Origin of the sequence: Peribacillus sp. NPDC046944, from assembly GCF_050272735.1 — a bacterium.
In the GTDB taxonomy this organism is placed as follows: Bacteria; Bacillota; Bacilli; order Bacillales; family DSM-1321; genus Peribacillus.
Genome location: NZ_JBNNML010000002.1, coordinates 442,959 through 463,564, shown reverse-complemented (window position 1 = coordinate 463,564; position 20,606 = coordinate 442,959). Strand labels below are relative to the sequence as shown.

General features: G+C 38.9%; 21 protein-coding genes. 7 read left to right on the top strand and 14 right to left on the bottom strand.

The genetic code is table 11. The features are described from left to right. Positions 1-3: 3 nt before the first annotated feature. Together ACQKIC_RS05250 and ACQKIC_RS05245 are read right to left on the bottom strand one after the other, a co-directional pair. On the bottom strand, positions 4-618 hold the full coding sequence (locus ACQKIC_RS05250) for an isochorismatase family protein (RefSeq protein WP_403124968.1): 615 nt from the start codon (positions 616-618) through the stop codon (positions 4-6). A gap of 329 nt (positions 619-947) precedes the next feature. Then, on the bottom strand, positions 948-2,156 hold the full coding sequence (locus tag ACQKIC_RS05245) for a CaiB/BaiF CoA transferase family protein (RefSeq protein WP_403124971.1): 1,209 nt from the start codon (positions 2,154-2,156) through the stop codon (positions 948-950). Positions 2,157-2,409: 253 nt separating this feature from the next. On the opposite strand from ACQKIC_RS05245, the gene ACQKIC_RS05240 reads away from it, so the two are divergent. Together ACQKIC_RS05240 and ACQKIC_RS05235 are read left to right on the top strand one after the other, a co-directional pair. Then, a complete protein-coding gene (locus ACQKIC_RS05240) occupies positions 2,410-3,081 on the top strand; it encodes a GntR family transcriptional regulator (RefSeq protein ID WP_403124974.1) in 672 nt (223 codons plus the stop codon). A gap of 132 nt (positions 3,082-3,213) precedes the next feature. Further along, positions 3,214-4,107: a hydroxymethylglutaryl-CoA lyase gene (locus tag ACQKIC_RS05235; protein ID WP_427591553.1), complete on the top strand. Its 894-nt coding sequence runs from the start codon at positions 3,214-3,216 to the stop codon at positions 4,105-4,107. 336 nt (positions 4,108-4,443) lie between these two features. On the opposite strand, the gene ACQKIC_RS05230 is transcribed toward ACQKIC_RS05235, so the two are convergent. Then, complete coding sequence (locus ACQKIC_RS05230; protein WP_402989021.1) at positions 4,444-5,031, bottom strand: TetR/AcrR family transcriptional regulator; 588 nt, start codon at positions 5,029-5,031, stop codon at positions 4,444-4,446. Between the two features lie 129 nt (positions 5,032-5,160). On the opposite strand from ACQKIC_RS05230, the gene ACQKIC_RS05225 reads away from it, so the two are divergent. Further along, positions 5,161-6,303 (top strand): ABC transporter permease, encoded by a 1,143-nt coding sequence (locus ACQKIC_RS05225; RefSeq protein WP_427591557.1) that lies wholly within the window; start codon positions 5,161-5,163, stop codon positions 6,301-6,303. A gap of 110 nt (positions 6,304-6,413) precedes the next feature. Here the strand turns inward: ACQKIC_RS05225 and ACQKIC_RS05220 are convergent, their stop codons facing one another. Continuing rightward, positions 6,414-6,923 carry a DUF2812 domain-containing protein gene (locus tag ACQKIC_RS05220; protein WP_427668564.1) on the bottom strand — a complete coding sequence of 170 codons (510 nt, stop codon included), beginning with the start codon at positions 6,921-6,923 and terminating at the stop codon, positions 6,414-6,416. Positions 6,924-6,950: 27 nt separating this feature from the next. Next, a complete protein-coding gene (locus tag ACQKIC_RS05215; RefSeq protein ID WP_427651351.1) occupies positions 6,951-7,268 on the bottom strand; it encodes a PadR family transcriptional regulator in 318 nt (105 codons plus the stop codon). 173 nt (positions 7,269-7,441) lie between these two features. Between ACQKIC_RS05215 and ACQKIC_RS05210 the strand changes: the two genes are divergently transcribed. Continuing rightward, the gene (locus tag ACQKIC_RS05210) at positions 7,442-7,627 is read left to right on the top strand and encodes a hypothetical protein (protein ID WP_427668547.1); all 186 of its coding nucleotides are present in this window, start codon (positions 7,442-7,444) and stop codon (positions 7,625-7,627) included. Between the two features lie 382 nt (positions 7,628-8,009). Here the strand turns inward: ACQKIC_RS05210 and ACQKIC_RS05205 are convergent, their stop codons facing one another. The 4 genes from ACQKIC_RS05205 to ACQKIC_RS05190 form a co-directional block, all read right to left on the bottom strand. Then, entirely contained in the window at positions 8,010-9,347 is a 1,338-nt protein-coding gene (locus ACQKIC_RS05205) for an MFS transporter (protein WP_427591560.1), read from the bottom strand. Beyond that, positions 9,331-10,962, bottom strand: a complete 1,632-nt coding sequence (locus ACQKIC_RS05200) for a PEP-utilizing enzyme (protein WP_427668545.1) — start codon at positions 10,960-10,962, stop codon at positions 9,331-9,333. Before ACQKIC_RS05200 ends, ACQKIC_RS05205 begins: the two co-directional genes overlap by 17 nt. Before the next feature lie 25 nt (positions 10,963-10,987). After that, the gene (locus ACQKIC_RS05195) at positions 10,988-11,887 is read right to left on the bottom strand and encodes a PEP/pyruvate-binding domain-containing protein (protein ID WP_427591563.1); all 900 of its coding nucleotides are present in this window, start codon (positions 11,885-11,887) and stop codon (positions 10,988-10,990) included. Between the two features lie 287 nt (positions 11,888-12,174). Beyond that, positions 12,175-13,383, bottom strand: coding sequence for a TcaA NTF2-like domain-containing protein (locus ACQKIC_RS05190; protein ID WP_427591567.1), 1,209 nt, complete (start codon positions 13,381-13,383; stop codon positions 12,175-12,177). 185 nt (positions 13,384-13,568) lie between these two features. Here ACQKIC_RS05190 and ACQKIC_RS05185 point away from each other — a divergent pair, with 185 nt between their 5' ends. The 3 genes from ACQKIC_RS05185 to ACQKIC_RS05175 are packed head-to-tail and all read left to right on the top strand — an operon-like array spanning position 13,569 to position 14,221. Continuing rightward, positions 13,569-13,706, top strand: coding sequence for an immunoglobulin-like domain-containing protein (locus tag ACQKIC_RS05185; RefSeq protein ID WP_427651390.1), 138 nt, complete (start codon positions 13,569-13,571; stop codon positions 13,704-13,706). A gap of 6 nt (positions 13,707-13,712) precedes the next feature. Further along, the gene (locus ACQKIC_RS05180; RefSeq protein WP_427591661.1) at positions 13,713-14,033 is read left to right on the top strand and encodes an immunoglobulin-like domain-containing protein; all 321 of its coding nucleotides are present in this window, start codon (positions 13,713-13,715) and stop codon (positions 14,031-14,033) included. After that, positions 14,000-14,221 carry an Ig-like domain-containing protein gene (locus tag ACQKIC_RS05175; protein ID WP_427591662.1) on the top strand — a complete coding sequence of 74 codons (222 nt, stop codon included), beginning with the start codon at positions 14,000-14,002 and terminating at the stop codon, positions 14,219-14,221. The genes ACQKIC_RS05180 and ACQKIC_RS05175 overlap by 34 nt, the downstream gene beginning before the upstream one ends. A 276-nt stretch (positions 14,222-14,497) precedes the next feature. Here ACQKIC_RS05175 and ACQKIC_RS05170 read toward each other — a convergent pair whose 3' ends face one another. From ACQKIC_RS05170 to ACQKIC_RS05150, 5 genes are all read right to left on the bottom strand, one after another. Next, positions 14,498-14,944, bottom strand: coding sequence for a hypothetical protein (locus ACQKIC_RS05170; protein ID WP_427668543.1), 447 nt, complete (start codon positions 14,942-14,944; stop codon positions 14,498-14,500). 167 nt (positions 14,945-15,111) lie between these two features. Continuing rightward, a complete protein-coding gene (locus ACQKIC_RS05165) occupies positions 15,112-16,023 on the bottom strand; it encodes a VanW family protein (RefSeq protein WP_402989039.1) in 912 nt (303 codons plus the stop codon). A gap of 408 nt (positions 16,024-16,431) precedes the next feature. Further along, positions 16,432-18,372: a DNA/RNA helicase domain-containing protein gene (locus ACQKIC_RS05160; protein WP_427591571.1), complete on the bottom strand. Its 1,941-nt coding sequence runs from the start codon at positions 18,370-18,372 to the stop codon at positions 16,432-16,434. A gap of 338 nt (positions 18,373-18,710) precedes the next feature. Then, on the bottom strand, positions 18,711-19,244 hold the full coding sequence (locus tag ACQKIC_RS05155) for a DUF1456 family protein (RefSeq protein WP_427591573.1): 534 nt from the start codon (positions 19,242-19,244) through the stop codon (positions 18,711-18,713). A 203-nt stretch (positions 19,245-19,447) separates the two neighbouring features. Beyond that, the gene (locus ACQKIC_RS05150; RefSeq protein WP_427591575.1) at positions 19,448-20,509 is read right to left on the bottom strand and encodes an LLM class flavin-dependent oxidoreductase; all 1,062 of its coding nucleotides are present in this window, start codon (positions 20,507-20,509) and stop codon (positions 19,448-19,450) included. Between the last annotated feature and the right edge of the window lie 97 nt (positions 20,510-20,606).

The window sequence follows — 20,606 nt, the reverse complement described above, 5'->3', positions numbered from 1 at the left end:
CCCTTAATTTAATTGACTTATATAATCTATTACAACTTCTAAGGATGTCACATCACCATATTTAGTTTGAATATCGTACAAATTGGCTTTATGCGCTTCAATCGACCTGTCACCAACACATGCCTCTGGTACCACTACCCTGAAGCCATACTGTAATGCATCGACTGCAGTTGCACGCACACAACCTGATGTCGTACAGCCTACGATAATGGCGGTATCTACTCTTTCACTCGTTAAGAATGAATGAAGATGAGTTCCAAAAAAGGAACTAGCGAATTTTTTTACAATAAGAGGCTCTGATTTTTCATCTCGTTCTAGCTTTTCATCAACATTTACCCACTTGCTATCTGCCGTTAGTAGTTTTAATGCAGGCACTTTTTTTATAAAATATCCACCATCACGAAAATGAGGTTCGTAGTTGACCGTTGTGAATACAATGGGAATTGCCTTACTTCTAGCATGGTATAGTAGCTTTTTCGTTGCTTCCAACTGGCTCGTTAAATCAGATCCCAATGCAGAAGCAGTATCTGTAAATCCTTTGATAAAGTCGACAACAATAATGGCTGGCCTTGAACCGAAACCAGAAGAATCGCCGAACCCTTCGAAAGATTGAGACATCCAATCACTCCTCTAATAAAATTAAAATGAATTTGATAAAAAATGGAATGTTTATCTTCAAATGCTTCTATTTTATTAGAATATTCAATAGTCATACCAATCTCATCAAGACCCTTGAACAACATATCTCTGCGGTAAGCATCTAATTTAAAAATTATCATAAACTTCCTTCAAAAAGAGCTGTACCTTTTCTTCAAATAGCATATTGGGCAGAGTATTCAACTCAAAATCCTTAGATATATTTGGAATACTTTGGTCCAAAGTTCCTAAATTTCTGTCTGAACGTTTTACTTTTCGACCCCTTGCACGAAGCCATCAAATGGCTGCCATTAGATAATATTATTTTTTTTCAAGTCTTCTACTTTTGCTTGATCATAGCCCAATAGATCGCTATAGACTTCTTGATTATGCTGCCCCATAGAGATTGCACCTACATGCTTGACCTTACCAGGTGTCCGGCTTAATTTTGGAACAACCCCTGGCATTGGAAATTCACCTAACTCCTCATGTTTAACATGAATGATCATTTCCCTCTCTTTATATTGTGGATCTTCAATAATTTCTTTAGCGGAATAAATGAGGCCACTTGGAACCCCGTTTACTTCAAGTATTTCTAAACAATCTTTCGCTGATAAAGTCCTCGTCCACGATTCAATAATTTTATCGAGCTCAGCCATATTTTCACTTCTAGCATGATGAGTCGAATACTTTGAATTTTCAAATAACTCAGGTTGTTGCATAGCTAGGCAGAGACGCTTAAATACCCCATCTGCATTTGCTCCAATGACAATGTAGGTCTCATCCTCCGTTTTGTATATGTTAGAAGGTGCAACACCAGGTAAGATATTACCCATTCTTTCACGTACATAATCAGCTAGTAGATAATCCGGAATGATACTTTCCATTACCGAAAAGACAGACTCATATAGGGCGGTATCAACCACTTGGCCCCTACCGGATGAGTGTCTTTCATTTAAAGCCGTTAAACATCCTATCGTAGCGAATAAAGCAGCTAATGTATCTCCTATTGATATCCCAATTCGTGCTGGAGCCCGATCTGGGAAGCCAGTTACATAACGCAGACCACCCATTGCTTCACCAACACTCCCGAAACCAGCACGGCCCTTATATGGTCCTGTTTGTCCAAACCCCGAAGTCCTAACCATAATGATTCCAGGATTTATCTCAGATAATTCCTCATAGGATAATCCCCATTTTTCCATCGTACCTGGACGGAAATTCTCAATAACAACATCTGCATCTTTAACAAGATCCTTAAATATCTCCTGTCCCTGTTCCACACGTAAGTTCAAGGTGACTGACTTTTTATTTCGAGATTGAATCGGCCACCATAGACCATGTCCATCCTTTTGTTTTCCCCACTGTCTCATTGGATCCGCTTTATCAGGCGGCTCAACCTTAATTACCTCAGCTCCAAAGTCCCCCAAAAGACGTCCAGTGAATGGACCGGCTAAAAGTGTACCTAGTTCCAATACACGTATTCCCTGTAAAGGTAAGCTTTCGTTCACTTCACTCATAAATAGCACCCCGCTCATTTTGTATACAATTAAAGTTAAATTTTGTAAGTGTTTTTTTATATTTAATTGATATATTACAGACTACTAGAGCAATCGTCAATAATATTTCTAAAAATTCTGATAAGTTTATCATCTTCTTTTTTTAGATTGTATACAAAATTTAATTTTTTGATATAATCTAATAGAGTATTTTTAAAAGTAATCTAGTTTTTAATTAATTTAAAATCTTTACCCTCAAAGGAGAATTACAGTTATGGATGTTTATGCTAAGATTCGAGAAGATATCCTTAATGGGGTTTTAGCACCTGGAGAGAAACTCGGAGAAGAAAAACTAGCAAGTACACTTCATGTAAGTCGTACACCGCTCAGAGAGGCAATACGTAGATTAACGGTAGAAGGACTGTTAATTCACACTCCCAATCGTGGTGTAACAGTCAGAAATTACACACTCGAAGACATTATAGACGCCTATAATTTACGTGCAGTTGTAGAAGGATATACCGCCTCTTTAGCGGCATTAAATAGAGAAAGCCAGCAAATAACCAGATTGGAAGAAGCGAATACGAAGTACAGAACCGCCATTGAACATGGTATTAAAGTCAAAAAAAAAGAAACTGATGCTATTTTACAATCGAATAGTCAATTTCACGAAATCATTGTATCAATGTCCAAAAGCAGTTATGTAAAAAATATTTTAAGTACATTAGTAGCCATTCCTGTTTTATATCGAGGATTTTACTGGTTTGACGAAGACGATTTAAAAACTTCGATTCAGCATCATAATAGCCTGATTATAGCGATAAAGAATGGTGATGCAGAGCAAGCCAGAGTAATAATGGCCAGCCACTTATACCACGGCCGAGATCGTGTTGTGCATTACAGTAAATTAAATAATATTCAGATTTCCAAAAAGCAAGGTGTATGATTACACCTTGCTTTTTGTATACATTTTTCTACTTTATCTCAAAATCCAATGAAAATATTTACAAAAAATGAAAAATTGTATACAATTTTATTAAATATTTTTAGAAAAGTAAAAACTAAAGGAGGCGTATAAATGATTTTTATCAGTGAAGTTGGTCCACGCGACGGTTTACAAAATGAAAAAAAAATATTATCAACTAATAAGAAGGTAGAACTTATTAACCAACTTGCCACAACCGGTGTAAAGAAAATTGAATGTGTTTCATTTGTAAATCCTAAAATTATAAAGCAAATGGCAGATGCAGAAGAAGTTATGGAACAAATTACAAGAGTTAAAGAAGTATTATATGGAGGATTGGTTCTTAGTCAATCAGGATTAGACCGATCACTGAAGTCAAATGTAGACTTTTTAAATGTAGCAATAGCATCAAGTAATACATTTAATCAAAAAAATTCTAAAAGAACAGTTGAAGAATCCATAAGTGAACTTTCTAGGGTGATTCGTACCGGGGTAGAAGCCGGTATCGAAATGATTGGAGTGATAGGAACTGCGTTTGGCTGTCCCTATGATGGAGTTGTTCCAAAAGAAAGAGTAATTAGTATAGCAGAAAAATTTCTAGAAGCAGGCTGTAAAGAAATTACGTTAGCCGATACAACCGGAATGGCAAATCCAAAACAAGTTGATGAACTAATTGGATACTTTTATAAGAGCTTCGGAGTCTCTACTCGTCTTGCTCTTCATTTTCATAATACAAGAGGGCTTGGACTTGCAAATACTCTAGCGGGCTACCAAGCGGGAGTTCGTCATTTTGACTCCTCTATTGGTGGATTAGGGGGTTGTCCTTTTGCGCCAAAAGCCGTAGGTAATGTTTGTACAGAAGATATGGTAAATATGTTTCATGAAATGGAAATCAACACTAATATCGAGCTAGAAAAGCTAATTTCCCTAGCCCTTTGGTTAGAAAAAGAAATCGAACACAATCTTGATGGAATGGTGATGAAGGCTGGAGTACCTTGTACTTTCTAACATTTAACTTCAATGCTTTGAATTTTATAAGTTAGAAACCGATGTACTGATTATATTTTAGGACCCCACAGGCAAGATTTGCTTATTTCTTCTGGATTCAAAAAAATCCTTTGCCAGTGGTAAAGATTTGCTAATGGAACCAAAAATCATTATCCCAACATCCTTTATTAATCCCTCTGCAAATCGCTTTTATAACTAATAAAACGGCTTGAGCTCTTTGATATGAGCTTAAGCCGTCTTATTTTTTCAGTAAAGTTAACTCAGATCCCCAAATTTTCTTCAATATCCTTGTGAAACACCATCAGTATGCAATTTGTTTCGAGTCTTCGTATCTGGTTATTTCTTTTGAATATAGGAAATGATATCAATATATAATTCGGTCATTTCCTGAGGGGGTTTATCTAAATCATTTTGTACCCATTGCTCGATCAATCCTAAAAAAGCAGACGTAATGAAGGATAGAAAGTAGTCCATGGGCACTTTTAAATTGGATGCATGGAAGCTTTCATTTTTCTCTAAATTAACACGCACTTTTTCGGAAAAGGCATCTCGAAATCGAAGGTGGAAACCTGTTCTCCCATGATTGCTTAAAAATATCTTCAATAAGGGCGCATGCATTTTAATGGAGCTAAATAAGGCAGCCGCTAATTGCTCCTGTCCTTTTTCAAACGTATGAGTCGATGAATAGCGCGATTGCAATTCATCAATATGATTGCCTAAGTCCTCAAACAACTGCTGTTCGATTCGATCTAGCAAATCGAACTTATCTTGATAGTGCAAATAAAATGTTCCACGGTTAATTTGTGCCGTTTTCGTAATGTCCCCTACCGTAATTGAATCAAAGGACTTTTCTTCTAAGATATGTATAAACGACGTTTGAATGAGCTGTTTAGTTTTTCGATTTTTCTCTGCATACATGCTCATCATCATCACCTCCGTCCTAAAATTGAACAATCTGTTCACTTTTGTTCATTGCTTATATGGTCCTAAAAACTATAAGATATATACATACCACTGAACAACATGTTGAAAATTGAGAAAGGATGATATACATTGAGACTATTTAAAAATAAACTAGCATGGGCTGCTCCCATCGCGGTTATATTAATTATCGCTCTATTTTCGGTAAACTTATTCGCCCAAGGTAACCCGAAAGTAAGAAATTTACCGGTTGCCCTTATTGTCAACGATGAAGGAGCACATGTAGACGCTGTCCAATCAGCCGTTGAACAAATGAGTAAAGGCACGGATGGCGAAGAACCGATGTTAGCTTTTACAAAGGAAAAAGAAGAAAATATTGAAGATCTATTCGATGATAAACAGTACTATGCCGCATTGGTCATTCCTGAAGGCTATAACGATAGCTTACAAAATGCCGTGAAGTATAACAAATCAGCACAGTTGAAAATTTATATTAATCAAGGATATAACATGACGGGTGCTAACTTTGCGAAAACTGCATTAAACGGCTTAGTTACCCAATTAAATAATCAATATTCTACAAATTTCATCAAGCAAATGGATGGTCAACAAATTGATGCAGCCCAAGCAGCTGTATTAGTGAACCCAATCGTTTCCGAAGAAAAAGTGTTTAATGAAATCACAGCCTCAACGGCAAATGGTAGTGCACCAACATTAATGGCCGTACCTGCTTGGGTAGGTGCCTTAATCGGCGGTTTCATCCTATTCTTAGCCATATCAAACATCACTAAGAAAGAAAACTTAACACGCAAACAAACATTACGCTTAATGGGTGGTCAAGTATTATTCGGCGTGATCATCGCCCTATTCTCTGGCTTTACAGTTTCGACATTAGCGTCCATCGCCGGTATTAACATGCCAAGTTACTTACTAGTTGCATTCTTCGTATCGTTTGCAGCATTCTGTTTCTTCCTATTAGTATCAGCCATTACGGCATGGATCGGTAAACCAGCCATCACGTTATTCATGGTTGTCATGCTTCTAGGTATGGGTGTATTAATGACACCACTAGAAATGCTACCCGATTTCTTCGTGAACTTCATACGCCCTTGGGTTCCAATCCGCTTTGCGTCTGAAGGATTACGTGAAATCTTCTACTTCGGTAGTGGCTTCTACACTGGTGGATCGTTCATCACGATTGCAGGAATCGGTATTGTCGGTTTAGTGATTTACCTGCTGTCTATTTTCAAACCAACACCTAAACAAAATGACTAAAACAGGAATATGTAAAGTAACTCCTTGATTAAATAGATAGGTCTGCGTTCGATTATTCATCGGACTCAGACCTTTTTTACTTTCTCCTTGAATTCAATGGATGTGTTAGCTCATTCAAAAAACTGCTGGCTTTTCTTCAATGCCCTTTTCCGTTGAATGATTTTTATAATGGGAATGGCGATAAGCAATGCTACGGCAATGTTAAGAATACCAACAGCTGAGTTAAAGAATTCCGGCAGTGATTGTTCCCCTAAAATACCTACGTTCACAATACCCGACCAGACATTTATAAAAAAGAGTAAAAGAAAAATATTCAACATGCGCTTATAATAATCGATCCTTGATTGTGTATCTGTATATAGTTCAAACGGACCTTCAGATGCTACTTTTTTCATGTACACCCAGCCACCAAATTCATGAATAATAGTGATTCCACTGTCTTCAAGCAAGTCAAAATAATCCTTCATCTCACTTTTAGACTTTCCCATGATAAATTCATTGCGGTAAAGGAAAGCACCAGGCTCCCCCTTTGTAAAGGTGAACCGACCCAAAGAAAACTTCTCAAGGTGCCAACCGTGCGTAGCCATCTCATTGATCCACTTTTTATTCTTTTTCGTAATCCAAGTAAAAGCGATACCTTACTTTCTTCACAGCTGGTTCTCCCCTTTCGTAATGAGTAAACCGTTATGATACAACTCATGGAGTCGTTTCATTTCACTTTCCACCATCAGCTTCCCAGCATCCGTAATAACATATTCCTTTTTTCGTCCATCCTCATCTAATGCAACAATCCATTTTCGCTTCACCAATGTCTTAATCGCACCATAAATCGTTCCAGGACCAAGCTCAACACGAGCATCGCTAAGTTCGGAAACAAATTGCATAATCCCATACCCATGCCTTGGTTCATATAAAGATAAAAGGATGTAATAAACACCCTCTGTCAAAGGAGCCTTATCTTCCATCATTCCCCCACCTATCGTCTAACGTTATATCGACTGTTGATACACTTATTGTATCAGCGGCCGATATAACTGTCAATGATATACATATTTAGTTTTTGTTTCTGGATAAGGAGCGTGCGTTTAAGATTCAGGTCAGGGATAAGGATTATATCTATGAGGTAACAAATAGTTGAGTGGAACGGAAGGCACGAGACTCCTGCGGGAAACGCGCGTCTACGGGAGACACCGCAGGCGTAAGCCAAGGAGGCTCGCGGACCGCCCGCGGAAAGCGAGTGCCTGGAGTGGAAATCTACTCCTTATATGCAACATTCATGACTTTAGGAAAACAGGCTTCGATCTACGAGGTAAAACTTAGTTGATTGGAACGGAAGGTACGAGACTCCTGCGGGCAAAGCGTGTCTACGGGAGACCCCGCAGGCGTAAGCCGAGGAGGCTCGCGGACCGCCCGCGGAAAGCGAGTGCCTGGAGTGGAAATCAACGTCCTCATATTCAACATTCATGACTTTAGGAAAAAGGTTCGATCTACGAGATAAAACATAGTTGATTGGAATGGAAGGCACGAGACTCCTGCGGGCAAAGCGCGTCTACGAGAGACACCGCAGGCGTAAGCCGAGGAGGCTCGCGGACCGCCCGCGGAAAGCGAGTGCCTGGAGTGGAAATCAACGTCCATATGGTACAAACCATAAAAAAAGTAGACAAACCGATTTTCAGGTTTGTCTACTTTCTGAACACAGCAAAAAGCTATGAGATGTGTGTGTTTGCATTCTTTTCTTCTTTTTTCACACGGATGAACATGCCTTTCGATACAATCAAGCCTAATATCGAAAATGCAATCAAAATATACATAGTCACTGAGTAATGAATTTGTAGGCTGATAATGACCGATGCGGCTATTGAACCGAAGTAGCGAAACATGGAATAAATACCGGAAGCTACCCCTGTTAATTCCTTCGCAACGGATTCAAGAGACGCCGCTTGCATGGAAGGAACGCCCAATCCCGAGCCAATTCCACCTAGAAATAAAATCAAACCAGCAAAGACTAATGTATCAATCGTTGGAAGGATAACATACAATCCTAATGCCAGAATTAATAGGCCAAAAGATATTCCAACGGTCCTACCCTTTCCAATCTTGCCTTCTACATATCCACCTAGCCATGATGCGATCGAGATAGCTAACGAGAATACAAACAAAAGAAGTCCTATCGAACCGATAGAGTATCCGGCATCTCTTTCTAGCACCATCGGCATTATTAAAATGGTGCAATACATGATGGCATTGTTCAGTAGGATCGATAGATTTGCACTTGTAAAACTGGCGTCTTTAAAGAGTGAAAAATCAATGATTGGATTGCCATATCGCTTCTCTCTATATACAAATAGAACGAAAGATAATATGAAGACCAACCATAGCCAACCATTCCTGTACCATCCATTTGTCACGATCAGGACAAGAACCGTTAAGAATGTACCTAATAGAAGTGAACCATGTATATCTAATGCAGTACGACTTTTCGGTTCGATATCCGGTAAGAATATATAAGCGATAAAGAATGATAAAACAGCTAAAGGAATGTTTATCCAAAAGGTGGCATGCCAACCCCATCCACTAATTAGCATGGCCCCAATGAGTGGGCCGAGTGCCGCCCCAATGGACATCGCAAACCCAAACACACCGAATGCCTTGGTTAACTTTGACTTAGGTGTGATAAGGCGAATGATCGCCGTGCCATTCGGCGTAATCAAAGCCCCGCCCAAAGCTTGAATGCCTCTACCAATGATCAATACCAGTAAATTAGGTGCATAGACACATACTAACGAAGCCACTAGAAATAAAAGCAATCCCAGTAAGAACAATTTGCGTGTTCCATACATATCCCCGAGTTTTCCTGCTATTGGTTGGGCTACGATCATGATAATGAGATACACCGTCACAATCCAGGAGACATTTGCTACATTCGTCTGAAAGGCGTCCATGATAGTAGATAAACCTATCGTTATCATTGTAGAATTCAACGGGACTAGAAAAGCCCCCGTTAAAATCGCAAGCAAAGGAATATTGTTACTTTTCTTTAACAATGTACACGACTCCATTTGTTCCATCCACACGTACGATATCACCGTCTTCTAACATTTGCGTTGCCACTTTTGTACCTAAAACGGCTGGAAGCTTGTATTCACGGGCAACCGTTCCGGCGTGGGACAGGATTCCACCTGCATCCGTGACAACAGCCCCGGATATAGAAAATAGCACGGTCCATGGTGGGAGTGTGGTTTTACAAACGAGTACATCCCCCTTCTGAACTTTAGAAAAATCATTCTGATCCCGAACGATTTTCACCGTACCCGTATGGACTCCTTTTGAGGCCGCATATCCTTTAAAGCTTTGTTCTTGTTCATCCACTTCCGCCGCTCTTGTTCCAAAGATTCTTTCGATAACAGGCGCAGCTTCCTCTTGTGGGGGCACACCGTATGTCTGAGGAATCTCTTTCTTCGAATTTTGCTCATGTTCAGCCTTACGCTCAACAATTTTGGTGGTCATATCTCTTGGGTTATTCACTAACTCCACTAACTCATCCAGGTATAAAAAGAAGATATCGCAATTCTCTTTGATTGCCTTTGCTTCAACTAAGAGTGCTCCCACTTCCAATAAAACCATTCGAGCTTTAGCCGGAAGCATGGCATCAATGTAGAAGTGATGATCTTCATCAACACCCCAATAGGCTAACGCCCAGTCATGGATCTGCTTGAACCTTGCTTTTGCTTCACTCTCCGGATACTTCTCTAACAGAGCGGACACTTTATGTTCTCGTTCCGCTACAACACGTGCAAATTCTTCATCAAAGTCGAAGTCTTTCTTCATATATTCAGAAATGACAGCTAAGGCATATTCAGGATTCTCGACCCATGTTTCATCAGAAAACTCATGGGAATTCGCGATGCGCCATCCGTAAATTTCTAAAGCATCTTGGACTTGTTTCAGGAAAGTTTGGCCTTGAGGAGATGCTGTAAGCTCCATCACTAAATCTTCATTAGGAACTGAAGCAAAACAGTTCGATACTTCAGGTGACGCAATAGCCACCTTCGCAAGCTTCCATAAAACTCGATCCGTTTCTAATGATTTGTTCATCACACCTTCAAGGAGATCATACACATAGGTCGTATTCGTATCACCCGTTAAATTCTTATAGGCATCTTCTAAAAGTAAACCAACAGAGCCTCTAGGCATAACGACCTCGAAGTGAATCTCCCATGCGCGTTTGAAAAATTCAAATAATTCTATAAGGATTCCCTTTGCTTCTGCCAAAGTAAAGCCATTTTTACGGTATTGGTCCAGTGTGTTAAAGTACGGTATTAACTCTTGATTCATATAATTCCAGAATATATCACTTAAGTTTGGCAACAATGCTTCTATAGCCATTGCATTTTCTTCCAACCGTTTTGCAATATCCCCTTGATATGAAACGGTATTCTGATAATAGTGAGAATCAGAAATCTTGATTTGGAATTGATGGATGGGAAGTTTCAATGTTTCATAAGCTTTTTTTGTCCCTTCTGTAACGGCTGGTGCCATGTAAGACGCAAACAGGGGGGTTAAAGAACCGGGTAGATGCAATTCATCTAGAAACCAAAATCCATTTTGTTTATCCTCTTCGTTAAGCATTAATTCACTTCGAAAATTTTCAGTATTCAACATATTTTTCGCACTCTCCTTAATTCTAAGATGTAATGGGTCTAGATTGAAGAACGAAAATCATGTCATCTTTAATGGCAAACTCTATATCAACAGGAAATTCATAAAATGCCTCTAGTTTACTTGTTACAGACTCTAAAGATAAAATGCTCTCTTCATTAAGACAGTAGGCGTCACTTTCTTCCGGTGTCGTTTCCACTTCAATGATTTGATTATCAAGAGGCAATATCTTCACTTCTTTAAGACCTAAATCTTTCATAATAGACTTCGTTTCTTTATTCACGATGAAAGTGTCGGGGGTCACAATTCCTGAAACAATGGCTTCACCCAAGCCATAACTCGCATTAATAATGATTTCATTCGTATCTTGAGTAATGGGGTTCAGACTAAAGATCACTCCGGACACATCGGGATACACCATTTGCTGAATTAAAATCCCCATCGGAAAAGCATCTAAAGAAATATCTTTTTGTGTCGCATATTCACGAACACGATCGGAGAACAGGGATGCCCAGCATTGTTTGACTGCATAAAGCAATTGTTCTTCATCACAAACGTTCAAGATTGTCTCATATTGACCTGCGAAGGAAGCGTCCTTTAAATCTTCCGCAGAAGATGATGACCTAACAGCCACTGCCAATTCTTTGGAACCTGTTAGTTCCTTCAACTTTTCATAGGAAGATAATACTTCCTTTTCTATATCTTTCGGAAGAGGCGCCTCCATGAATACATCAATGAATTCCTCTTTATGTACTTGATTATGTAAAGCATTTTCTTTCATAAATCTTTTTAAAGCACCTGCTTTGAGAACAAATCCATTGGGGATATGAACCCCCTCATTTATGATGTTCGCCAAGTGTAATGCTTTAGACCCAACTTCCAGTAGCGATTCTTGGTTAGCTTCTCTCAGGAACACAGTAAACACAAAAAAACAAACCCCTTTTCTTTATTAACACTGTAATGATAGTACAAAATACGCATTAAGATTTAACCACTTTTCTATTAAACTCTAATTTAGTATACTTTGCAATCTACAAAAGAATAAATGCTCATAAAATACTATCTTTTACAGATAAGATATTAATAGAGTGAAAAGGTGGATTTTTCAATAACAATATAAAAATTGAAGAGGCAGAAATGTTGATTTAATAACATTTCTGCCTCTTCAATTTTCCGTCGTTTTACTTAAAAAGGTCGTATTGCATAACTATATTAGTCTCTTTTGACTTCGGTTGAACTAAGAAGCTCATTTACAGCTAACTCTCCATCCTCCAAAAACTTTACCTTATGAACACTATTAAAATTCTTATACTGTATTGAGTTATCGCTGCCTATTATTTTATACGCTGCATATGTTGCTACTTCATAAGTGGATTCATCTACCTTTGATATCTTTTCCACCTCAAGATTCATAAGTTCTTCTGTAATATTTTTTTTGTTTAAATGGGTTGTATACTCTTTTTGTTCTTTATATGTCTTTCCACTCGGATCAATGTACGGTTCTACAAGCGAAAACTCTTTCCGATTAATTGCCGTAACACTGGCCTCTATATATTTTTTAATAAAAGAGCCAACCTCACTTGCATTATCAGCTTCTGTACCTGAAGATGTTTCGTTATTCGATTCAGAATCAGCACTTGCAGGAGAAGAAAATACTTCATCGTTAACAATTAATGCTAAGCTAGCTTTATCTGATCCTGTTAATACCGGAATAGAGTAACCACATGAACCGGAGTAACCCATTAAATCTGATGAAGAAAGCTTATTTGGGTATTGAGTTACACAATTATTCCCTACTTCTATATTCCAATCTGTATGTAATTCACCAGCAAGCTCTTCAACTATGCTAACTACTTCTTTTGCCCATGTGTTTGTAGGATCTATGTCGCCATCATCATAAAGAGAAAAAATACTTTCCAAGTCTTCTGATGGGATATTTTTAGCTTCAAAGTATAATGTATTGTTATTATGATTAATATCCCAGTCACCGACCGTGATGTCCTGTCCTTCACTAACGATTCTTAGTCTTTCTAATTGCTTTGTATAACGTTCTAACATTACCTCTTCATCATTATTCGCTATTTTTTCTCCATTTTCCTCTTCATCGTCTAAATGGGGATTGGGACCTTCCTCATTAGACTTCTCACTTGAACTTTCAACAGCCATTTCCGGCTCCTTTAAAGCATTCACAACAAAGTATGCAATAACGAAAAGCAATACCATACCGATAATTGAAAAAGTGACAACTTTTGTTTTCTTATTAGTTAGTATGTTGTTCTTCCTTACTATTGACCTTTCTTCCTTTAGCTTTATTGAAGAATTAGGCATTGAATTTGCTTGATTTTCAGGCCTTGTTCCGCAATTTGTACAAAAAGCTTGACCAAATTCTAGTTTGTGACCGCATTGGGTACAATATTCCATTATAAGATTTCTTCCTTTCTCTTACCTCACTACCAATTATTTCATTAATATATACTATTTCATTTTTTTTGGGAAGGAAAATAGTAATATAATAATTTTCTATTTGGAAGAAACTTTATACAAAAGAAGCAGATTAATAAAACTAAATATGGATTGAGTCAATATTTTGGACACAAAAAAGTTAAATCTTAAGCTGTATCTCTGTTTCTGGTATTGTGAATACCAAAAAGGCTGGTACCTATAAGCTCACTTATTCTGTTACCGATAAAGTAAAGAATAAAGTAACAGTTACTCGTACAATTACCGTTATTGATATAATCTAGCCTAATATCTCTGGTGTTCAGAACACACAAATCAATTTTAATGACGAATTTAATCCCTTAACAGGTATTAGTGCTTCTGACAATAATGACGGTGACATTACTGAAACTATTAAAACAAGTGGTTCAGTAGATACAAACTTTGAAGGAAAATACTTAGTAACATATGAAGTAGTAGACGCAAGTGGAAACACAATAGAAGTACGACGAGCAGTCCCTGTAGAAAAAATTGCTGTCTCAAAAATTGAAATTATTGCCCCTGTTTCTATTAAAAACGCAAAGAATCAACAGCTAATATACATCCAGAGAACGCCACTAATCAAAACGTAGTCTGGAATAGTTCTGATGAATCAGTCGCTACAATTGATAAAAATGGTGTATTAAATAGTTTATCAGAAGGTACAATTACAATAACAGCAACAATTGAAGGAATTAGTACCTCAAGAAAAGTAACAATATCGGATCGTCCAAATTTATATTTATATAAATCTAGCTCTTCTACTATTAAATGTAATTAATAGTTTATCAATAACCCTTCTTAATTTAGAAACCAAGGAAAATGTGTCTATTGAGCAAGTTCAAATATATAAAAAAGAATCTCTATATAAAAAATTTTCTAAAGAAGCTCTCAAAAACTTAGGTAACACTACAGTTAAACCGTCATCGAACTGGGGGCTAAATATGAGTACCAAATTAAGTATTTGGTCAAATCAATGTAAAGTTATAGTAACTATCAGAACTGAAAATAATAAATCTTATCAATACTCTATTGATATCTAAAACTCTACTCTTTCTTATTCATTATCCCCATATCGATTTTGCTTGCCCATCCAATCGTTTGCTTCTCTCCACTTAAGCTTTTTTGCTGCAATCCAACTCACGCTATTTTCCATTCCTTTTGCAGGGTGAAAATTAGAGTCATCTGCCCAATAAAAATTGTGGTTACATTTTAAAATAGTGGCATCTCTGATAATTGAATCATAATTTTCTGGCGTCGGGATAATATGAATACCCGTTACACTTTCGAAAAGCAATTCAATTGCAGATGGATTGCTGTATTGACGTTGAAATAACATTTTTACATTTGTATCTAATTTTCCCGGAACAGACATTGAAAGATCTTCATCTACATAAGTTTCTGTCCACATATGCATTTCCCTCAAGCATCCATCATGAAAATAACCGAATCGCTCCAGCAAATCCTTAATATCCGATTCCTCTTTCAGTTCATGCCAATTCATCTCTGCTGTCCTCCGATAATTATGTCTTCTTATTAATAATTCGTCGCTAATGATACCACTCCTTTTCATAATACAATTAAAAGCAACCTGAAATAGAACCCTCGGATCCGACAAGTTAAAAAGCGACTGCTCATCATCAAGCAATCGCTCCCTCATTGATTTCTTTATTATGGATCGATTTTGATTTCTTTCGGTAACTTAACTGGAGCCTTGGGAACTTCTTTTTGCTCGTTATTAATCACGTCAGAGGAGTAAAGTGTAACAATCATACTTCCTCCATATCGTTTAGCCCTAATCAAAACTGGTTGGTTATACTTGTTTTGAAAGCGAAAGTCAGGTCCATACCAGCTTACCGTAGCATCCCGGCCGGATGGAACATATGGTACATGCCTGCTATGGGAATACCGCTCGACAATTCGTAGCCCTGCACGGTCGACAGCATTATACAAGGTTGATGACACCTGACAAATCCCTCCACCAACCCCTTCAGACAATTCACCTCTAACGATAATGGGAGCACTCATGTACCCCTTGCCTTTAGACCTCTTCCCTACAACTTGGTTAAAGGAGAACGTCTCATTAGGAAAAACAACGTGATTGTCAATTGCTTTTGCGGCAAGTGAGATATTTTGCGAACGACTTTTATTGTTAGAATTAAAATAAGTCACGTACTGACCAATCTTTTGTATCCGTATGTTAGCAAGTAACTCACTATCCACTTTTGGATAAACATCCATTTTTGGTACCTCTATCTTGGAAGAACCTTTACCAAAGAAATAGGCATAAAACTGCTCCTTTAATGCCTGTCGATATAGTTTATACCCTACCTGTCCTGGGACGATTTTCCCCTGACTGTTGATTCTAGCATCTATAGGGGCCCTGTAGATTCGTTGATCAAGCTTATCGATGAATGTACCAAATTTTTCATCATCAATCATTGGCGTACCAGGAAGGGGCAGTGTGAAATTTTCACGGTTAACACTAGCTATGGGTTGCCCTTGTTGGGTCACTGTTAAGCTGTCAGAAAGCTCAACAGGTTGAGCAAATAATAAAAGACCAGTCATCCATATATGTATCATAAGTTGGTATACCTCCCAACATTAGTATGAACGGGAGGTTGTCCTTTGATGTAATTCTTCCATTTATATTGTAGACGTATAAGTAGTGACAGCGTGTATAAAGCAAAAGGTACGACTGTCCTTACGCGAAAAGGCTTTACTTCTTAAAAAATGGAACAAAATAAAAAAATTTATACACAAAAAGGCTCAAGCTATAAGAATTTATCCTTATCACTCAAGCCTTCATTCACACATTATGCAAACAAAAATTTTAAACAAGGTCGGGTTTTCCTTATCTTTAAAGTGGATACTACGGAGTATATCATAACAGAACCACCTGAAACGCTTTACTTTAACGTTCTAGGTGATTCTTTTCAGATACTGCACTTACTTATGATACGGTTCCCCTTATTGAATTCCAAGCATCCATCACTCATAAGACTCCGGTTCCTCAGCTACAGTCGTCTTCCTTTCGAAAAACTCATTAGGTTGGTACTGTACTTGGATTTCTCTAAGCCGCTTCAGTAAATAGTTTTCCAAATCCTTATCTGTACAGTAGACAAAACACCCTTTTTGCCCTCTAGTTAGAAGTGTCCTATAGGTATTCCGGATAATCTCATCAGCCAGTTGCATCGCTTTCTCCGGTTCTTCTTTTGATAGCTTCTTGATGCCTTTTAAAGAACTGTCGGTTTTGGCTCTCTTTGTAAAATCCGTTTGAATTCTTTCTTCACTGAAGTACATGTCATCTCCAATAATCACGCCCACATAATCGAATTCCAGCCCTTGAGATGTATGAATACAGCCCACTTCTTGAACCGAGTTTTCATCAATTGCCCAGCTGTCTGAATTACCGAGATTCCAGCTCATACTGAATTGATCCGACAGTTCAATATCATGGATCTGTGAGTTGTTCTTGCCTTCCTTCTTCCAATCCCAGCAATAACCGGCTAACAATCGGGCTTTGTTATTCACCTTATTCAGCCTGAAAATTTCATCCCTCATCTCGACTGGATCACTATATACACGAAAATCATAGTTGCTGCCGATATAGCTTTCATTTGCTGTTTTCCGTATTTGAAGAACATCATCAATCCATGCAAGATATCCATCCGAGCCGTTGCACCGGAACTGTGAATCCAATAAGGCAGTCGATACACTGGCATTATATTGGTCTGCAAATTGTTGAATCGTCTCAATGCTCCCAGCATCCTTTAACGTCACACGCTGGCGCTCGTCAATGAAAAAGATGGAAAAATTAGAAGCAGCAATGATTTCCTTCATCTGGTTCTCACCAAGATGATTAAACATCCCGGATTTTTCATTTAAACGATGCGCCTCGTCCACAATCAAGACATCGAATGTGTTTTCCGGAACATCAATATAACTCCCAGACCCTTTAAAGAGGTTATCAATATGGCCCTTACGGAAATCCTTCTTTAGCTTTTTAGCATAGATGGCCCGTGGTGCGGCATTCTTGGTCACATACTGGCAAACCATGTTTTGAGCCGTCAACTCCACTAGGAGGTTGATGGCCAACACGGATTTTCCGGTGCCCGGTCCGCCTTTGACAATCAACACTTGCTTTTTATTCGATCTCTGCGCTTCTTTGGCCAGCATCTTTGCTGCTTCGTACACAACCTTCTGGTCATCAATCATGACGAATTCTTGATTTCCCTTCAACATATTAAGGAGGGAATCCTGCAAAGATTTAGAGGGACGGATCCTGCCATTCTCGATTTTGTATAGGTTTTCCTTATTATCCCCGAATTTAATATGAGTCTTGATGAATTCTCGAAGCTTAGCCGCATCACCTTTTCGAAAAACGGGAGCCTTCTCCACATAATATTGATAGCCTTCATCAATAATAGGATCGTCATCCACTTTAATATAGTTATGCAAATAAGCACATGGATACAACTCCATCTGATTATCCTGGACATTTTCATTGTAGTCCTCAATTAGCGCCGCGTACGACCATGCCTGATAAGATGGGTGAGTGGTTTCCCTCACTCCACCACCAAGGAATGTCTTAACAATCGCTTCTTTTCCATCCACTTTCTCAATATCCTGCCATTGCTTAAGCTCAACAATTACAATAGATTGATTCGTATCATTACTGCCAGATATCAAGAAGTCGACACGCTTTGATGTATAAGGAATCTTGAATTCTATAGCGACACCAGCGTCATCAGGTATTTCCTTATCTAACAGAACAAGATGCATGTATTTCATCGAATTATCCCAAGATCTTAATTCACTTTTATTAATCCGGCCAACTTTCTCCGCGTAATTATTTACGATATTATCTATTAATTTATCTTCAAAAACATCTTGAAGAAATTCACTTTTAATCGCCTCATATATAATCATCCCTGACACACCTTTTCCCTTGTAGTTCCACAATCTTTTCTCTACTTTATATCATTGTACACTAAGGTTCCAATGCAGAACTTATATGGAAATAAAAAAAGGCAGAGCTCTTTAATTTCAGGGCTGACTGCCTTCATTATTCGTTTTGATCTGGCTATATTTTGCTGTCTGTGCAGAAGACCTTTTATAATGCTCATGTAAAATACAGTATTGTGTTCTAACACATTTAACCCAATAAAGTTATACACAAAAAGGCTCAAGCAACAAGAATCTCTCCTCATCACTCAAGCCTTCATCCACATCTTATGCACAACTTGAAACAATCAGATGCGTTTTACTTATCCCCGATACTTCAAAGTTAACCCTTTTAAGAAGTTACGAGCATAACGGTCTCCGCACTGTTTATAATTCCGGTGGCCTTCTTTTCGTAGAATGGCGCCTAGCTCCCCTTTGGTTATGTTGACTCCTGCGTCTCCCAGGATTTCAATCATATCCTCGCTTGTTAGCGTGAGCGCGATTTTCAATTTCTTCAGTAGGACGTTGTTCACACTTTCCTTGCCAGTTGGTGCCGGGCTCTCTGGTTGTCCCGGTTTTGGCTCTTGTTTCCCTCTTTTGAAAATGATCAGGCCATTCAAGAAGGACTCCATCATCTTGTTATTGCATTTGATTGTATCTTCTTCGTCTTCATATTCGTAAAAGTCGACATCATCATCGTCGTATTCGTCATAGTCGTCTTCTTTTGGCTTGGTCAGCATCTCCATCACTTCTTCTTGTGTCACGTTCACGCCGCCAAGTTTGAAAATCTCTACCATATCTTTATTTTTTATATCGAGAGCATATCGTACTCTGATTAAAATATCATGATTATGCATCCATAAACCTCCTATATTCGCACCCTTTTCAGTAGCTTCCTCATTATCATTGCCCGAGTAAATTCTTCCAATACTAAAAACGAAGGCAACTAAAAATCCGGAAATCGTTTACAGATTCCCGGATGCTGTAAGTGTACTGTATGTTTTATTATACCTAAAAAAGATGGATCCGACATTAAGTTTGGGTGAATCGCTTCAAAGGCTTATGATTCCTCGCCGCCCTCTGCTTCCCATCTCGCAATTTCCTCCCGTACTATTGGGGCCACCTCTTTACCCAATAGTTCGATGGCTTTCATCACATCATCATGTGGCATCGATCCGACGGGAACATGTAGCATGAAACGCGTGATTCCCACGGTTTTACGAAGGTGAATGATTTTTTTCGCCACGGTCTCCGCGTCACCTACATATAGAGCACCTTCTAAACTACGTGCCGAATCGAAGGTTTCACGGGTGTATTCTCCCCACCCACGTTCTCTTCCTAACACGTTCATCGCTTTCTGAGTGGAAGGGAAAAATTTCTCTGCTGCAAGATTGGTGCTCTCGGCAATGAATCCGTGTGAATGGGAGGCAACCGGCAACTTGCTTGGATCATGCCCTGCCTCTTTGGCCGCCCTTTTATACAGTTGGACGAGCCCTGCAAACTGTCTCGGGCTTCCGCCGATAATCGCGAGAACGAGTGGCAGTCCTAGCATGCCTGCACGAACGACAGATTGGGGAGTACCACCGCTCGCAATCCAAACAGGTAAAGGATCCTGAACAGGAATGGGATAGATCCCACGGTTTTGAATGGCCGGACGATGCTTGCCACTCCACGTCACCTTTTCGGACTGCTGGATTTTCAACAGCAGATCCAACTTCTCATCGAACAATTCATTGTAATCGTCCAAATCATACCCGAATAACGGAAAGGACTCGATGAAAGAACCCCGGCCCGCCATGATTTCCGCACGTCCATTCGAAATCGCGTCAAGTGTCGAAAATTGCTGGAATACTCTTACCGGGTCGTCTGAAGACAACACCGTCACAGCACTGGTAAGACGGATCCGTTTTGTCCGTGAAGCAGCGGCGGCCAATACGACGGCTGGTGAGGAAGCCGCATAATCCCTCCGATGATGCTCGCCCACTCCATAGACATCAAGCCCCACCTCATCCGCCAATACTATTTCCTCCACTACCTCACGTATACGTTCGGCATGGCTAAGTACCTTACCCGTCCCTACATCCGGCGTTGTTTCCACAAATGTCGTCAACCCAATTTCCATTGCCCTTCCCCCTCTATGTATGGTTTACATACCATGTTTCCGTTCTTATCATAAAAAAAGATCCTATCATTCATCATACATTATCATGTGAATACTT

Excerpts from the sequence above, each read along its gene's own strand:
- ACQKIC_RS05250 (WP_403124968.1), bottom strand. The coding sequence starts at position 618 with ATGTCTCAATCTTTCGAAGGGTTCGGCGATTCTTCTGGTTTCGGTTCA.
- ACQKIC_RS05245 (WP_403124971.1), bottom strand. The coding sequence starts at position 2,156 with ATGAGTGAAGTGAACGAAAGCTTACCTTTACAGGGAATACGTGTATTG.
- ACQKIC_RS05240 (WP_403124974.1), top strand. The coding sequence starts at position 2,410 with ATGGATGTTTATGCTAAGATTCGAGAAGATATCCTTAATGGGGTTTTA.
- ACQKIC_RS05235 (WP_427591553.1), top strand. The coding sequence starts at position 3,214 with ATGATTTTTATCAGTGAAGTTGGTCCACGCGACGGTTTACAAAATGAA.
- ACQKIC_RS05230 (WP_402989021.1), bottom strand. The coding sequence starts at position 5,031 with ATGAGCATGTATGCAGAGAAAAATCGAAAAACTAAACAGCTCATTCAA.
- ACQKIC_RS05215 (WP_427651351.1), bottom strand. The coding sequence starts at position 7,268 with ATGGAAGATAAGGCTCCTTTGACAGAGGGTGTTTATTACATCCTTTTA.
- ACQKIC_RS05190 (WP_427591567.1), bottom strand. The coding sequence starts at position 13,383 with ATGGAATATTGTACCCAATGCGGTCACAAACTAGAATTTGGTCAAGCT.
- ACQKIC_RS05170 (WP_427668543.1), bottom strand. The coding sequence starts at position 14,944 with ATGAATTGGCATGAACTGAAAGAGGAATCGGATATTAAGGATTTGCTG.
- ACQKIC_RS05165 (WP_402989039.1), bottom strand. The coding sequence starts at position 16,023 with ATGATACATATATGGATGACTGGTCTTTTATTATTTGCTCAACCTGTT.
- ACQKIC_RS05160 (WP_427591571.1), bottom strand. The coding sequence starts at position 18,372 with ATGATTATATATGAGGCGATTAAAAGTGAATTTCTTCAAGATGTTTTT.
- ACQKIC_RS05155 (WP_427591573.1), bottom strand. The coding sequence starts at position 19,244 with ATGCATAATCATGATATTTTAATCAGAGTACGATATGCTCTCGATATA.
- ACQKIC_RS05150 (WP_427591575.1), bottom strand. The coding sequence starts at position 20,509 with ATGGAAATTGGGTTGACGACATTTGTGGAAACAACGCCGGATGTAGGG.